Genomic DNA, 15,402 nt, shown 5'->3' with positions numbered 1-15,402 from the left:
GGCCAGCGGCGGCAAGAGGCGCAACGCGGTGAATATTGCCCCGCGGATATTGCCCAGTGGATATTGCGTTGCAGCATTTTTTGCACGCCGCACCGTGCGTGGAACTTGTCATCGCCAAGGCAGGCTGCTTAACTTCGCTGTAACAGGACAATGGGAAAGATACCGAGATGAGCGATCCAACCACCAGCCGCCCCAAGCCGATCCGCAAGGCCGTCTTTCCCGTTGCCGGTCTCGGCACCCGCTTCCTGCCCGCGACCAAGGCCGTGCCCAAGGAAATGCTGCCGATCGTCGATCGCCCGCTGATCCAGTATGCCGTGGACGAAGCGCGCGAAGCCGGCATCGAGGAACTGATCTTCGTGACAGGGCGCGGCAAGACCTCGATCGTCGAGCATTTCGACACCGCGTTCGAGCTGGAAACCACCATGGCCAGCCGTGGCAAGGATCTGTCGGTGCTGGACGATACCCGCATCAAGCCGGGCAACCTGGTCACCGTGCGCCAGCAGGTGGCAATGGGCCTGGGCCACGCCGTGTGGTGCGCCCGCGAAGTGGTGGGGGATGAACCCTTTGCGATCTTCCTGCCCGATGAACTGATGGTCGGTGCGCCGGGCTGCATGAAGCAGATGGTCGAAGCCTACAACGAAGTGGGCGGCAACCTGATCTCGGTGCTGGAAGTGCCGGAAGAAGAAGTGTCGAGCTATGGCGTGATCGCGCCGGGCGCCAAGATTTCGGGCAGCCTGACCGAAGTGACCGGCCTGGTGGAAAAGCCCAAGCGCGAGGAAGCACCGTCGAACCTGATCATCTCGGGCCGCTACATCCTGCAACCCGAAGTGATGCGCACGCTGGAAAACCAGGAAAAGGGGGCCGGCGGCGAAATCCAGCTCACCGACGCCATGGCCCGCATGATCGGCACCCAGCCGTTCCACGCGGTGACCTTTGCCGGCCGTCGCTTTGACTGCGGCAGCAAGGCCGGCTTCGTCGAGGCGACGATCGCCCTGGCGCTGGAACGCCCGGACCTGGCCGACGACGTGCGCGCCGCGATCAAGAAGCTTTTAGGCTGAGCGTCACTTCACAGCCATACAAACGGAAAGGGGCCGCCCGCGCGGCCCTTTTTTGTTGCGGGGAAGAAGCCGCGCACAGAAAAAGGCGGCCGTTGCGGGCCGCCTTCTTCCGCATCCTCTCCGATGCGTTATCGCTGAAACAGACGCTTATTCGTCGCCGTCGCCTTCTGCGTCCGGCGCGTTGTAGGCGCGGATCTGCGAGGCATCGGCCGCGCTGGCGAGCTGGGCCAGGTTGGCATCGCGCTGCATGTAGGGCAGCGGATTGACCGCTTCGCCGGCAACGCGGACTTCATAATGGAGGTGCGGGCCGGTCGAGTGCCCGGTCGAGCCGACATAGCCGATCACGTCGCCCTTGTGCACGTGCTGCCCTTCGGCAACCGCGATGCGCGACATGTGGCCATAGCGGGTTTCCAGGTTGCCGCCGTGTTCGAGCTGCACATAGAGGCCATAGCCGCCAAAGCGCTCTGCCTTGCCGACCACGCCATCGGCGCTGGCGCGGATCGGCGTGCCGGTGGGCGCGGGCAGATCGACGCCCTTGTGGGCGCGCAGGCCGCCGTAGATCGGATGGGTGCGCAGGCCAAAGCCGCTGCTCATCGGGCGGCTGCTGGTGACCGGCATCAGAGTGGGGATCGAAACGCTGGCGGGGCGCACCAGCGGCGCTTGGGACGAGGTGCCCTTGCCGCCATCGAGCGCTTCCCAGCTTGCAAAGAGCTTGGAGAATTCCTCGTCACCGGCCGGCGCGGTCATGCCGGCCTTGGCAGCTTCGGCGTTGCGCAGCGGGGCTGCGATATCGGCCGAGGCGGCGCTGTTGGCGAGAGCCGGAGAGGCGATGCCCAGAGCAAGAATGGTGCCCAGGGCAGCCAGACCGGTAGAAAAGGTGTTTTTCATTGCGACCCGTACAACCTCTTTTCGGCAGATGCTCGCCAACGTCTGGCCTGACTGGCCATGGCGTCTGCGGCATCCATTCGATGCTGACCCCCAGCGAACCCTGCCCTGCCAGCCTGTCGGTTAGGAACCGCTGCGCCGGCCGGGCGTTGTTCAGAGATTGGTGGATACCCCCCGCCGATCTCGTGGCCGTGGGGTAGCGGCGGGTGCGCCCTTCACGCAAGAGCCGCCATCATCTCACACGACAGACCGGCAGAACGACGCGCCGAGTCGTTGAACGGCGGCTTAACGCTGCCTCGGAAGTGTTGCGTAACCAGCATATTCCAAAACTGCGGGGCCTGTTTACCACGCTCTGCACAGACCTGGGCGAAATGGGTTGTGCCAAAGCGGACGTGGCGCACTTCATCGTCAACGATTCGTTGCAGGATTCGCGCCGTGGTGTGGTCTTCCGCCGCCACGAACCGGGCAATGGTCTGCGGCGTCACGTCGAGGCCACGCGCTTCCAGCACCATCGGCACCACTGCCAGCCGCGCGGCGACATCGTGCGCTGTTTCGCGCGCGGCATCCCACAGGCCGTCGTGCGCGGGCATGGCGCCATAGTGGCTGCCCAGGCTGCGCAGCCGCCGGGCGAGAAGGCCGAAATGCATCGCCTCGTCCGCCGCCACGCCCAGCCAGTCGGTAACGAAATCTGCCCCGCGCTCTGCCCCGAAGCGGCCAGCGGCATCGAGCGCGAGGTCGATCGCCACGAATTCAATGTGGCACAAGGCATGGATCAGCGCGATCCGCCCCCGCTCCGACCCGCCGCGCCCGCGCTTGGGCATGCGGTTGGGCGGCAGCAGTTCGGGCAGAGCGGGGCGCGCCGGCACATCGGGCATGACCACGTCGAAAGCGAAGGCCAGGCGCCCGGCGCGCCAGTCACGCACCACCGCGCGGGTGGCCATGGCCTTGTCCTGCGGATCGGCAGTCAACATGGCGGCGCGAATCGCGGCCGCCACGGAGGGAAGGGATGCAGTCATGCGCGGCGCGTTACAGCGCCTGGACGGCGGCGAGAACCTGCGCGGCGTGCTCCTTGACCTTCACCTTGTTCCACACCTGGGCGATGCGGCCATCGGTGCCGACCAGATACGTGGTGCGCTCCATGCCCATGTAGGTGCGGCCATACATCGACTTTTCCGTCCAGATCCCCAGCGCGTCGGACAGGCCGCCTTCCTCGGCATCGCTGGCAAGCGGCGCGGCAAGGCCATGCTTGGCGATGAACTTCTCATGCTTCTTGGGCGGGTCCTTGCTCACGCCCAGCAGCGCCGTGCCGGCCGCGGCAAACTCGTCAGCGAGTGCCGAAAAGTCCTTGTTCTCGGTGGTGCAGCCCGGCGTGTCATCCTTGGGATAGAAGAACAGCACCAGCTTGCGGCCGGCAAAGTCGGACGGCTTGACCACGCTGCCATCGGGCGCGGTGAGCGGCAGGTCGGGCAAGGGATCGCCCACGCCGGGGAAAGTGCTCATGCGTTACGTCTCCAGGGATTGGCCGAAAACCTGTTGCCAGGCTGCGGCGATGCGGTGGCGCGCCCCGGCCACGGCGTCAAGCAGGGCGTCCCAGCTTGCCTGGCCACAGGCGCGCGCCACGATGGCACGGCTAGCGGGCGGCGGAAACATGCCATCAGGGGCAACCAGCCGCACCACCACGAGCAGACCGGCAAGCAGATCGTGCGCCGCGCGCAGGCCGGGCGGCAGGAGCCCGGCCGCCTCAAGCGCAAGCACCGCCGCGCCCAGATCGGGCTCCAGCGCCACATGATCGCGCAGTTGCAGGAAATGCGCGAGGAATTCGAGGTCGACCAGGCCACCGCGCGCCAGCTTGACATCGAGCGGGCCTTTCGCGGGCTTGTGCCGCGCCATTTCCTCGCGCATCGCCAGGACGTCGGTGCGCAGCGCGCCGGCCTCGCGCGGGTGGTGCAGCACGCGCGCCACGATCGCCGCCAGCGCGGCGCGATCATCTGCGCGGCCGAACAGCGGACGGGCGCGGCACAGGGCCATGTGCTCCCACGTCCAGGCATCCTCGCGCTGATAGCGCTCGAAGCTGTCGAGGCTGACCGCGATCGGCCCTTGCGCGCCGGAAGGGCGCAGGCGGGTATCGACCTCGTAAAGCGCGCCAGCGGCTGTCGGCACCGACAGCGCGGCGATCACGCGCTGGGCCAGGCGATTGAAATAGAGCGTGCCGCCGATCGGCCGCCCGCCATCGGATTCGCGGGCATAGGCATCCTCCGGCCCGCCGAACAGGAACACCAGGTCGAGATCCGAAGCATGGGTCAGCGCCCCGCCGCCCAGCCGCCCCAGGCCGAGCACGACCAGACGGGCATCGGGCACATGACCATGAACGCGGGCGAATTCCGCCTCGGTCGCGCTGCCCAGCACGGCAATCGCCGCTTCGGCCACGCGGCTGAGCGCGGCGGCGACAGCGAGCGGGGGATGCAGCCCTTCGACCAGTTGCACGCCCAGGGCAAAGCGCAGTTCGCCCACCTTGCGCCGCACCGCATCGAGCAGGCGCTGGTAATCGTCGCCCACTTCGCCACGCGCCAGTTCGGCCCGGATTTCGTCCACCGTGCCGGGCAGGGCAAAGGCGGAATGATCGATCAGCGTGTCGAGGAGATCGGCCCGGCGCGCCAGGTCTTCGGCAAGCGTCGGCGCATGGGCGAGCACGCGCATGACCACCGCCATCAGGCCCGGACGCGCCTCCAGCAGGCGGAACACGTTGATCGCCGAAGGCAGGGCGGCCAGCAGCCGTTCCCAGCGCGCCAGGGCATGATCGGGATCGGGCGCCTCGGCCAGGGCCTGGAGCAGGTGCGGCCGCACGCGGGCAAAGGCAGCCCGCGCCTCGTCGCTGCGCAGGGCGCGAAAGGCGCCGCTGTCCCACGCTTCCACCCGGCGCGCCACGGCTGGCGCATCGGCAAAGCCCAGCGCGGCAAGGTCGTCGGCCAGGCTGCGGTTGTCCACCGCCACCGCGCCGGTGGGCGAGATGATCGCCAGCAGCGCATCGAAGCGCTGGGCCACGGCCTGCGAAATGCCCTGCACTTCCTTGATCAGCGCAGCGCCATCGGCATGGCCGCACAGCCGCGCGACACCGGCGAGCGCGGCTTCCTGCACCGGCAGGGCATGGGTCTGCTGATCCGCCACCATCTGCAAGCGGTGTTCCAGCACGCGCAGCCGGTCATAGCTCTGCCCCATCACCAGCGCATCGTCCTCGGCGATGATCCCGGCCTCGGCCAGGGCATCGAGCGCGGCGCGGGTACCGCGCAGGCGCAGCGCCGGGTTGCGCCCGCCGTGGATCAACTGGTGCGTCTGGGCAAAGAATTCCACTTCGCGAATGCCGCCGCGCCCGCGCTTGAGATCATAGCCCGGCCCCACCTGCTGTCCGGCGGCATAGTGATCGCGGATGCGCGCCGTCAGCCGCCCGATCTCGGCAATCGCGCCGAAATCCAGGCTGCGCCGCCACACGAACGGGCGGATCGTATCGAGGAAGGCCTGCCCGCGCGCCACATCGCCAGACGCGGCGCGGGCGCGGATATAGGCTGCCCGCTCCCACGCCAGGGCGCTCGATTCATAATGGGTGATCGCCCCTTCGAAGGGGATCGCCAGCGGGCTGACTTCCGAGGCCGGGCGCAGGCGCAGGTCGATGCGGAAGACATAGCCTTCGTCGGTGATCGTGGAGAGCAGTTCCACCACGCCCCGCGCCACGCGCTGCGCCGCTTCGCCCGGCTCGTCGCGCGCGCGGCGGGGCAGCACCTCGGGATCGTAGAGCAGGATGGGATCGATGTCGGACGAATAGTTGAGTTCCTGCGCGCCGTGCTTGCCGAGCGCGATGGCGGAAAAGCCCACCGGCTCGGCATCGGGCGCGCGGCGGGCCATCGCGGCAGCAATCGCGGCATCGAGCGCGCGATCGGCAAAGCCGGACAGTTCCTGCACCACCCGCATCAGAGGCAGCGCGCCGGCCAGATCGCCCACCGCCAGCGCGAGGGCGAGCGCCAGGCGTTCGCGCCGCAAGGCCACGCCGACATCGCTCACGCCGCTGCCGGCCTGGCGGGCCCAGGCCAGCGCCTCATCCATCCTGCCCTGCGCCAGCAAGGCAGCCAGATCGGGTTGGCGATCAAGCGCGCGGGCCAGGAACGTGGTGTGGTGCCGCGCCAGGGCAAGCCCTTCTGCCCAGTCGATTCCATGCCGCACGCCAGTTCCTCTCATCCTTGGGGCTGGCCGTCTTGCCGCAGCGGGCCGCCTCTGCCAAGTAGCCGGCATGAGGCCCGCGCGCCCCCCCATGGCGCGGGATGTTTGCAAAAAGGGATTTGCCCCCATGCGTGTTTCCTTTGCCGCCCGCGCGGCTGCCGCCCTGCTGGCCACTGCCGTGGCTGCCCCTGTCCTTGCAGCACCCGTTCCCGCAGTGCCGGTGCCGCTGATGCGCGAAGCGATCAAGACCCTGGCATCGGATGAACTGGAAGGCCGCGCGCCGAGCGGGCCGAAGGAGCAGGCCGTGCTCGATGCGATCATCACCCGCTTCAAGGCGGCCGGCCTCAAGCCCGGCAACAAGGGGCAATGGCTGCAACCCGTGCCGATGGTGACCATCGCGGCCAAGAACATCAGCCCGCTGACCGTGGGCAGCCTGTCGTTCAAGCCCGGCGCCGATTTCGTGGTCGGCTCCTATCGCGAGGCGCAGCACACCGCGATCGATGCCAGCGAGCTGGTATTCGTCGGCTATGGCATCACTGCGCCCGAACTGGGCTGGGACGATTATGCCGGCGTCGACATGAAGGGCAAGATCGCGGTGATCCTGGTCAACGACCCGGATTACGAGAACGCCGACGAGCAGGGCCTGTTCAAGGGCCGCCGCATGACCTGGTATGGCCGCTGGCCCTACAAGTATGCCGAAGCCGCACGCCATGGCGCCAAGGCAGCGCTGATCGTGCACGACACCTTCCCGGCCGCCTATGGCTGGAACGTGCTGGAATCGAGCGGCGGCACCGGCAATTTCGTGGCCAGCGCCAACAAGGGCTTCGACCAGACCGAAGCCAACGGCTGGATCCGCCGCCCGGTGGCCGAGGCGATCTTCCAGGCCGCCGGCAAGGATTTTGCCGCACTGTCCGCCGCGGCCAAGCAGAAGGGCTTCCACGCCGTGCCGCTGGGCGCCAAGGCCAGCCTGTCGTTCGACAACACGGTGACGCACAGCACCTCGCACAACGTCATCGGGGTGATCCCCGGCACCAGCCGAGCCAACGAATATGTGCTCTATTCGGGCCACTGGGATCACTTGGGCCACTGCAAGCCCGATGCCACCGGTGACGACATCTGCAACGGCGCGATCGACAATGCCAGCGGTGTGGGCGCGCTGGTGGCGCTGGCCGACATGAACCGCCGCGCCGGCCCCACGCCGCGCACCCAGGTCTTTGCCGCCTGGACGCTGGAGGAATCGGGCCTGCTGGGTTCGGAATTCTATGCCCAGCATCCGGTCTATCCGCTGGCCCGCACCGTGGGCGGAGTGAACATGGACGCGCTCTCGCTGATCGGCCCGACGCGCGACGTGCAGGTGACCGGTGGCGACAAGTCCGACCTCACCGCGATCCTGCGCCGCGTGGAAACGCAGATGCACCTGACCGAAACGCCCGAAGACCATCCCGAGCGCGGCCACTATTACCGCTCCGACCACTTCAGCCTGGCCAAGCGCGGCGTGCCGATGTTCGCCGTGGGCCGGGGCACCGATCTGGTCAATGGCGGCACCAAGGCCGGCGAAGCGGCCACCGAAGACTATGTCGAGCATCACTATCACCAGCCTTCGGACGAATATTCCGATAGCTGGGACATGACCGGCATGGCCCAGGAAGTGGAGCTGTACTACCGCCTCGGCCGCGCGCTGGCGACCGGCACGACCTGGCCCAACTGGCATCAGGGCGACGAATTCCGCGCCATCCGCGATGCCAGCCGCGCCACCGTCACCAAGAGCAAGTAAGCACAACGCATGACCGACACCACGTTCACGGGCGGCCTGATGCCGCCCGAATTCGCCCCGCAGGACTGGCTGTGGGTGGGCTTTCCCCATCTGGCCGACGAATGGTCGGGCGTGATCGACCGCGCCCAGGAGCAGATCGCCCAGTTTGCCAGCGCTGTGGCCGAGACCGGCCAGCCCGTGCGCCTGGTGGTGCGCGATGCGGCCAACCGCATGCGCGCCGAGCGGCTGGCCAGCGCCGCCGTCACGATCGAGGAGCGCGTCTATGGCGACGTGTGGCTGCGCGATACTGGCCCGCTCGTGGTGTCCGATGGGGCGGGCGGGCGCCGCGCGCAACTGTTCGGCTTCAACGGCTGGGGCGGCAAGTACCTGATGCCCGGAGACCAGGAGATCGGCGCCGATCTGGCCGCCAGTGCGGGCCTGGCTGCCAGCAAGGCCGACTGGGTGCTGGAAGGCGGCGCGCTCGATGGCGATGGCACCGGCCTGGTCGCCACGACCGAGCAGTGCCTGCTCAATCCCAACCGCAATCCGCACCTCTCGCGCGCCGACCTGGAGCTGCGCCTGAAGCGAGACCTCGGCTATGATCGCGTGCTGTGGCTGGGCGACGGGCTGATCAACGACCACACCGATGGCCACGTCGACAACCTCGCCCGCTTCGTTGGCCCCAACCGCCTCGCCCTGCCCCGCGCCACCGGGCCGGACGATCCCAACGCGGCGATCTATGCCGACGCGGCCGCCCGCGCCCGCGACTTCGGCGTGGAGGTGGTCGAAGTCCCTTCGCCCGGCCGCATCACATGGGGCGGCACGATCCAGCCGGCCAGCTACATGAATTTCGTGATCACCAGCCATCTGGTGGTCGTGCCGATCTTCGGCTCGGTTCACGACCAAGCCGGGGTGGAAGCGATCGGCGCCCTGTTCCCCGGTCGCGCCACCGTGGGCGTGATGGGCGATGCCGTGCTGGTGGGCGGCGGCGGCTTCCACTGCGCCAGCCAGCAGATGCCGGCGGCGTGAGCCGGTAGGACTTGTGCCTGGCCCTGGACTTGATCCGGGACCAGGCGCAGCGCTGGTCTTACTGCGTCTCGCGCGCCAGGCGGTCCGCCAGTTCGGCGATTTCGGGCGGATCGAGCAGCCAGGTGCGGGTCTTGCGGCCCTCGCGGTGGATCGGCACGGTCAGCAGCACGCGCGCGTTTTCGCGGGCGTGTGGCTTGTAGAGCGAGAAGTGCAGCGCACAGTCGCGGATCGTGCCGATGATCGGCGTGCGGCCTTCCAGATCGATCATCGTGGCGGCCTGGTCCCAGGGGATGGTCTGCGTGCTCATCGCCTCAGACGTCCAGGTTGGCCACGTTGAGGGCGTTTTCCTGGATGAAGTCGCGGCGCGGTTCGACCACGTCGCCCATCAGGCGGGTGAATATCTCGTCGGTCACGTCGGCGTCTTCCACCTTGACCTGGAGCAGCGAGCGGACTTCGGGATCGAGCGTGGTTTCCCAGAGCTGTTCCGCGTTCATCTCGCCCAGCCCCTTGTAGCGCTGGATCGACATTCCCTTGCGGCCATTGGCCATGACCGCTTCGAGCAATTGCGACGGGCGGGTGATGCCGCCGTCCTTGCTTTCAGCCCGGGCGGCGGGCGCGTCTTCGCCATCGGCGGTCGGCTGGGTCTCGGCTTCCGGCGCGGCGGCGCTGGCGCGCACCAAGCGGGCCACGCCGGTATAGACTTCGGCATGTTCAGCCGCGAGGCGGGCCAGCTTGCGCGCTTCGGCGCTGGTCAGGAAGCCGGCCTCGATCATGTGATGATCGGTCACGCCACGCCAGGCGCGCTGGATGTGATAGCCGCCATCCTCGCTGATCTGCGCATTCCACTGCGCTTCGGGATCGCCGCGATCGAGCCACGCGGCGGCGCGGGCGAGCGCAGCCGTGCGCGCCTCGGCCGAAAGGTCGGGATCGAGCGCCCCGGCCAGCGCCAGCGCTTCCACGATATCCGGGTTGTAGCGGCGCGGCACGAAGCCCATCAGGTTGCGCAGGCGCAGGGCGTGTTCGACCAGTTCGGTCAATTCCTGGCTGCCACGCGCGCCGCCCGGCGTTTCCAGCACGCGGCCGGCAAGGCCCGCCTCGACCAGATAGCGATCGAGCGCGGCGTTGTCCTTGAGGTAGACCTCGCTGCGGCCCTTGGCGACCTTGTAGAGCGGCGGCTGGGCGATGAACAGGTGCCCCGCGCGGATGATGTCGGGCATCTGGCGGTGGAAGAACGTGAGCAGCAGGGTGCGGATATGCGCGCCGTCGACGTCGGCGTCGGTCATGATCACGATCTTGTGATAGCGCAGCTTTTCCAGGTTGAATTCGTCGCGGATGCCCGTGCCCATGGCCTGGATCAGGGTGCCCACTTCGCGCGAGGAAATGATGCGGTCGAACCGCGCTCGCTCCACGTTGAGGATCTTGCCACGCAGGGGCAGGATCGCCTGGGTCTTGCGGTCGCGGCCCTGCTTGGCGCTGCCACCGGCCGAATCGCCTTCGACCAGGAACAGTTCGCACTTGCTGGCGTCACGTTCCTGGCAGTCGGCCAGCTTGCCGGGCAGGCTGGCAATATCCATCGCGCCTTTGCGGCGGGTCAGTTCGCGGGCGCGGCGGGCTGCTTCGCGCGCGGCGGCGGCGTCGATCACCTTGGCGATCACCGCCTTGGCATGGGCCGGGTTTTCCTCCAGCCATTCGCTCATCTTGTCGGCCATCAGGCTTTCGAGCGGCTGGCGCACTTCGGAAGAAACCAGCTTGTCCTTTGTCTGGCTGGAAAACTTCGGATCGGGCAGCTTGACCGAAACGATCGCGGTCAGCCCTTCGCGCATGTCGTCGCCCGAAAGGGAGACCTTTTCCTTCTTGAGCAGGCCGGACCGATCGGCATAGCCGTTGAGCGTACGGGTCAGCGCGGCGCGGAATGCGGCCAGGTGCGTGCCGCCATCGCGCTGCGGGATGTTGTTGGTGAAACACAGCACGTTTTCGTAGTAGCTGTCGTTCCATTCCAGCGCGACATCGATGCCGATGCCGTCGCGCATCGCCGAAATCGCGATGGGCTCGGGGATCAGCGCCTGCTTGTTGCGATCGAGGTACTTCACGAAAGCGGCAATGCCACCTTCGTAATAGAGATCGTGCTCCTTGACCTCTTCATGGCGCTTGTCACGCAACAGGATGCGCACACCCGAATTGAGGAAGGCGAGTTCGCGGTAGCGGTGTTCCAGCTTGTCGAAATCGAACTCGGTCACGTTCTTGAACGTGTCGTGGCTGGCCGAGAAGGTCACGCGCGTGCCCTTCTTGGGCTGCCCATTGGGAGCAAGTGGCGCGTCCCCGGTCACTTTCAGCGGCGCCACGGCATCGCCGTGGGCAAACTTCATCCAGTGTTCCTTGCCCTCGCGCCAGATGGTCAGTTCCAGCCATTCCGACAGCGCGTTGACCACCGACACGCCCACGCCGTGCAGGCCGCCCGAAACCTTGTAGGCGTTGTCGTCGGACGTGTTCTCGAACTTCCCGCCCGCGTGGAGCTGGGTCATGATCACTTCGGCGGCCGAGACGCCTTCCTCGGCATGGATATCGGTGGGAATGCCGCGCCCGTTATCCTCGACCGAGACCGAGCCATCGGGATTGAGTTCGATCAGCACCAGGTCGCAATGACCAGCCAACGCCTCGTCGATCGCGTTGTCCGACACTTCAAACACCATGTGGTGCAGGCCCGAGCCATCGTCGGTGTCGCCGATGTACATGCCGGGGCGCTTGCGCACCGCATCAAGGCCCTTCAAGACCTTGATCGAGTCGGCGCCATAGGAATTGGTGTTCGGGGTATTTTCGTTGGTGCTGGCCATAGTTTTGCACATAGGCACTTTGCCGGCAAAACCCAAGCGGATTGGCCAGGTTTTGCACAGGGGGCGAGACGGAAGACGACACTTGCGCGCCCACACGCTTCATCGCAGTTTGCACCCAGAAAACAGTGGGGCTTTTGATGATGCGATCCTCTCTTTTGACGGCCACCTCCCTGACGCTGGCCCTGCTGGCCACGCCGGCCCTCGCCGCACCCGATACCGGCGAAACCCAGTTCCGCGCGATCTACAAGGAACTGGTGGAAACCAACACCACAGTCAGCACCGGTTCGTGCACCCTGGCGGCCGAACGCATGGCCGCGCATCTCAAGGCTGCGGGCTATCCCGATAGCCAGATCACGCTGTTTTCCACGCCCGAGCACCCCAAGGACGGCGGCCTTGTCACCGTTCTGCCCGGCACCTCGAAGACCGCCAAGCCGATCCTGCTGCTCGCCCATCTCGACGTGGTGGAAGCCAAGCGGGCCGACTGGGAGCGCGATCCCTTCACGCTGATCGAGGAAGGCGGCTATTTCTATGGGCGCGGCACCGCCGACGACAAGGCGATGGCGGCGATCTGGGTGGACACCATGGTGCGCCTCAAGGCCGCCAAGCCGCTCAAGCGCACGGTCAAGCTAGCGCTGACCTGCGGCGAGGAAACCACCTGGGCCTTCAACGGCGCGCAATGGCTGGCCCAGAACAAACGCGCGTTGATCGACGCGGAATTCGCCCTCAACGAAGGCGGCGGCGGCAAGACCGACGGCAAGGGGCTGTCCGAAGGCGGCCACCTCGTCAACCAGTCGATCCAGGTGGGTGAAAAGGCAGTACAGAACTATCGCTTCGAAACCCGCAACCCCGGCGGCCACAGCTCCATTCCCGTGCGCGACAACGCGATCTACGAGCTGGCCGATGCGCTGGGCCGCTTGCGCGATTACGATTTCCCTGCCGAACTGAGCGACACCACGCGCACCTATTTCGCCAAGGCAGGTGCCGCGCGTGGCGGCGCCATGGGCCAGGCCATGCAGGCGCTGGCCGCCAACCCGATCGGCAGCCCGGCCTTTGCCGAGGCGGAAAAGCTGGTCAACACCGATCGCACCTATCACTCCAAGCTGCGCACCACCTGCGTTGCCACGCTGCTCGATGGCGGCCATGCCAACAACGCCCTGCCGCAGCGCGCCGGGGCCAATGTCAACTGCCGCATCTTCCCCGGCCATTCGGTGGAGGAAATCCAGGCCGCGCTGCAAAAGGTCGTGGCCGACCCCGGCGTGACTGTCAGCCTGGTGCCGCCGCAGCGCCCGCTGGCCAAGGCGCCCGCGCTCGATCCCAGGATCATCGGCCCGATGGAAAAGCTTTCGGCACAGTACTTCCCCGGCGTGCCGGTGGTGCCCGACATGTCCACCGGGGCAACCGACGGCATCTTCCTTGAAGCGGTGGGTATCCCGACCTACGGCGTGCCCGGCCTGTGGGGCAACCCGGACGGCAACGGCGTGCACGGCCTGAACGAGCGCATCGAGGTCAAGTCGCTGCTGACCGGTCGCGCCTATCTCTATGATCTGGTCACCGCCTTCGCGCGGTAACGCCAAGCTGTGGATAAAGCCCGGCTGCCCCTCCCCTGCGGCAGTCGGGCCTTGACCGGAAGCGCGCAAAGGTGTTCGTTGTGTGCATGCGTCATGAAGCGGTCATGCCTGTCCTTCATGCCTCGCCCCGAGCGAGGCGGAAGCCGATGTGGCACAGGAGCGCGAGCGGAGCATGCTTCACCAGGCGCTGATCGAACGGGCGGCTGCGGCCAGGCCCCATAGCGGCGATAGCGCCGCCACACCGCGTTTGCTGGCATCCAACCGCCATCTCGACAATTGCCCGGCGCTGGTGCTGAATGCCGACTACACCCCGCTCAGCTATTATCCGCTCAGTCTGTGGCCTTGGCAGACCGCGATCAAGGCGGTGTTCCTCGAACGGGTGGACATCATCGCCACTTATGACCGCGCGGTGCACAGCCCGTCGCTGGACATGAAGATCCCTTCGGTGATCGCGCTGCGGCAATATGTGAAGCCCAGCGAGTTTCCCGCCTTCACCCGCTTCAACCTGTTCCTGCGCGATCGCTTCGTCTGCCAGTATTGCGGCAGCGGCGAGCACCTGACGTTCGACCACGTGGTGCCGCGCCGTCTGGGCGGACGCACCACCTGGGAAAACGTCACCACGGCCTGCGCCCCGTGCAACATGGCCAAGGGCGGCCGCACCCCGGCCCAGGCGCACATGCGCTTGATGGAAGAGCCGATCCGCCCCACCACCTGGCAATTGCAGGAAAAGGGCCGCGCTTTCCCGCCCAATCACCTGCACGAAAGCTGGCGCGACTGGCTCTATTGGGACGTGGAACTGGAAAGCTGATCCGGGCGGCGCTGGTCTCAGGCCCGCAACGCAGGATCATGCCCAACAGAGCAAAGACGCTGGCGCACCGCCATTTCACCCGGCCTGCACGGGCATGGCCGATCAGGCTGGCCAGGGCATTGACCATAACGGCCACGGCCGCCGTGCCGATCGCGGCGTGCGGCGATCCCACCCCCACGACATAGATCAACAGCGGAACGGCAAGGATCGACCCGCCACCCCCGACCAAGCCGAGGATCGCGCCGATCATGCCCCCCGACACAAGGCTTCCAGGATCGTGGCGCTATCCATCGATCACCCCCGGCCAGCCGCTTGCCGGTTCCACGGCATGATGCGCAGCAGGCTGGCCATGCCGCACCATCCCGTGATCCCCGAAAATAGCAGGCCGGCGCCGACGAATGCCGCCAGGCCCAGGAATCCGGGCGCAACGAACATGCCGAGCAGGACGCCGGCAAGGATATAGGCCGGGCTCCCGCCTGTGGCCGCCCCGAGCTGCACCGCATGGGCGGCGGTGCGCATCCCCGACTTGCAGTGGAAAACGACCGGGCGACCATCGCACGGCATATCGCCGATGCGGTCGAGGGGAATGTCCAGCGCGCCGGGAATGCGCTCGCGCGCGTGCTCGTCAGCGCCGCGAACGTCGACCAAGTGGGCGCCGGCATCGACCGCAGCGCATCGGCCAGCGCGTACCACAACGCCTGGCTCTCGCGCCGGTAGGTCACGAGGCCTTCGCCCGGATGCGGGCGAAGTGCTTCGAGGAGGCCGATTGCGACAGCCCAACCTCGCGGGCGAGATCGCCGACCGTCATCTCGCCATGCTCGACCAGCTTGCACGGCAGCATGAGCCGGCGCGCATTGCCGATCGCCTTGAGCGTATCGGCAACCTGCACAGACTGCCGCCGTGATCGACCCCGCGCTCGATTTCGATATGGCAAGCGGCGTGGCCGGCACGCGCTCGGCCGAGCGGATCCTGGCCTTTGCGCGCAAGCACGATTGGCACATCGCCATGGTGCTGTGAGGTGGCCCCGCCTTCCTGGACAGATTTGCGGCGAAGTTAAGCTCAAGCCGATGTCGTCATGCCGCGAGTTTGGGCATCAGGTCATGGGGGGCATGCCCCCCATGACCTGATGCGCCGATGTGCCCATATGCCTCTGCCGGGGTGCTACCGGCAAGGGCGGAATGGGGCCGGTGGTGGTTATGGTGTGGACCGGCGTGCAAAAGGGGGTCTGACTCAAATTCCGTGCAATCCAGGTCACGCTGGC

At 67.0% G+C, this 15,402-nt stretch carries 13 protein-coding genes and 1 pseudogene; 5 read left to right on the top strand and 9 right to left on the bottom strand.

Annotated elements, in window-relative coordinates:
• The first annotated feature begins 167 nt into the window (after nt 1-167).
• Nucleotides 168-1,058, top strand: coding sequence for a UTP--glucose-1-phosphate uridylyltransferase GalU (gene galU / locus IE191_RS16380; protein ID WP_191325464.1), 891 nt, complete (start codon nt 168-170; stop codon nt 1,056-1,058).
• A gap of 147 nt (nt 1,059-1,205) precedes the next feature.
• Here the strand turns inward: galU and IE191_RS16375 are convergent, their stop codons facing one another.
• The 4 genes from IE191_RS16375 to glnE all read right to left on the bottom strand — a co-directional run bounded on the left by IE191_RS16375 (nt 1,206) and on the right by glnE (nt 6,170).
• Nucleotides 1,206-1,946 carry a M23 family metallopeptidase gene (locus IE191_RS16375; RefSeq protein WP_191325463.1) on the bottom strand — a complete coding sequence of 247 codons (741 nt, stop codon included), beginning with the start codon at nt 1,944-1,946 and terminating at the stop codon, nt 1,206-1,208.
• Between the two features lie 212 nt (nt 1,947-2,158).
• Nucleotides 2,159-2,959: a ferritin-like domain-containing protein gene (locus tag IE191_RS16370; RefSeq protein ID WP_191325462.1), complete on the bottom strand. Its 801-nt coding sequence runs from the start codon at nt 2,957-2,959 to the stop codon at nt 2,159-2,161.
• Between the two features lie 10 nt (nt 2,960-2,969).
• Nucleotides 2,970-3,443, bottom strand: coding sequence for a peroxiredoxin (locus IE191_RS16365; protein ID WP_191325461.1), 474 nt, complete (start codon nt 3,441-3,443; stop codon nt 2,970-2,972).
• A 3-nt stretch (nt 3,444-3,446) separates the two neighbouring features.
• Nucleotides 3,447-6,170: a bifunctional [glutamate--ammonia ligase]-adenylyl-L-tyrosine phosphorylase/[glutamate--ammonia-ligase] adenylyltransferase gene (gene glnE, locus IE191_RS16360; protein ID WP_191325460.1), complete on the bottom strand. Its 2,724-nt coding sequence runs from the start codon at nt 6,168-6,170 to the stop codon at nt 3,447-3,449.
• 109 nt (nt 6,171-6,279) lie between these two features.
• Between glnE and IE191_RS16355 the strand changes: the two genes are divergently transcribed.
• Entirely contained in the window at nt 6,280-7,926 is a 1,647-nt protein-coding gene (locus IE191_RS16355) for a M28 family peptidase (protein ID WP_191325459.1), read from the top strand.
• 9 nt (nt 7,927-7,935) lie between these two features.
• Nucleotides 7,936-8,934 (top strand): agmatine deiminase family protein, encoded by a 999-nt coding sequence (locus IE191_RS16350; protein ID WP_229815516.1) that lies wholly within the window; start codon nt 7,936-7,938, stop codon nt 8,932-8,934.
• Between the two features lie 58 nt (nt 8,935-8,992).
• On the opposite strand, the gene IE191_RS16345 is transcribed toward IE191_RS16350, so the two are convergent.
• Both IE191_RS16345 and gyrB read right to left on the bottom strand, forming a co-directional pair.
• Nucleotides 8,993-9,241 (bottom strand): hypothetical protein, encoded by a 249-nt coding sequence (locus IE191_RS16345; RefSeq protein WP_191325458.1) that lies wholly within the window; start codon nt 9,239-9,241, stop codon nt 8,993-8,995.
• 4 nt (nt 9,242-9,245) lie between these two features.
• Nucleotides 9,246-11,765 carry a DNA topoisomerase (ATP-hydrolyzing) subunit B gene (gyrB, locus tag IE191_RS16340; protein WP_191325457.1) on the bottom strand — a complete coding sequence of 840 codons (2,520 nt, stop codon included), beginning with the start codon at nt 11,763-11,765 and terminating at the stop codon, nt 9,246-9,248.
• Between the two features lie 140 nt (nt 11,766-11,905).
• On the opposite strand from gyrB, the gene IE191_RS16335 reads away from it, so the two are divergent.
• Both IE191_RS16335 and IE191_RS16330 read left to right on the top strand, forming a co-directional pair.
• Nucleotides 11,906-13,333, top strand: a complete 1,428-nt coding sequence (locus tag IE191_RS16335; protein ID WP_191325456.1) for a M20/M25/M40 family metallo-hydrolase — start codon at nt 11,906-11,908, stop codon at nt 13,331-13,333.
• 172 nt (nt 13,334-13,505) lie between these two features.
• Nucleotides 13,506-14,141, top strand: coding sequence for an HNH endonuclease (locus tag IE191_RS16330; RefSeq protein WP_191325455.1), 636 nt, complete (start codon nt 13,506-13,508; stop codon nt 14,139-14,141).
• A gap of 34 nt (nt 14,142-14,175) precedes the next feature.
• Here the strand turns inward: IE191_RS16330 and IE191_RS16325 are convergent.
• From IE191_RS16325 to IE191_RS16315, 3 genes and pseudogenes are all read right to left on the bottom strand, one after another.
• A pseudogene (locus IE191_RS16325) lies at nt 14,176-14,432 on the bottom strand (TSUP family transporter); the annotation flags it as partial.
• A gap of 3 nt (nt 14,433-14,435) precedes the next feature.
• Complete coding sequence (locus tag IE191_RS16320; RefSeq protein ID WP_308432927.1) at nt 14,436-14,789, bottom strand: rhodanese family protein; 354 nt, start codon at nt 14,787-14,789, stop codon at nt 14,436-14,438.
• A gap of 70 nt (nt 14,790-14,859) precedes the next feature.
• Complete coding sequence (locus tag IE191_RS16315; protein WP_444544245.1) at nt 14,860-15,030, bottom strand: ArsR family transcriptional regulator; 171 nt, start codon at nt 15,028-15,030, stop codon at nt 14,860-14,862.
• Between the last annotated feature and the right edge of the window lie 372 nt (nt 15,031-15,402).

This window comes from Novosphingobium pokkalii (assembly GCF_014652855.1).
GTDB lineage: Bacteria > Pseudomonadota > Alphaproteobacteria > Sphingomonadales > Sphingomonadaceae > Novosphingobium > Novosphingobium pokkalii.
This window is presented reverse-complemented; position numbering and strand designations above follow the sequence as displayed.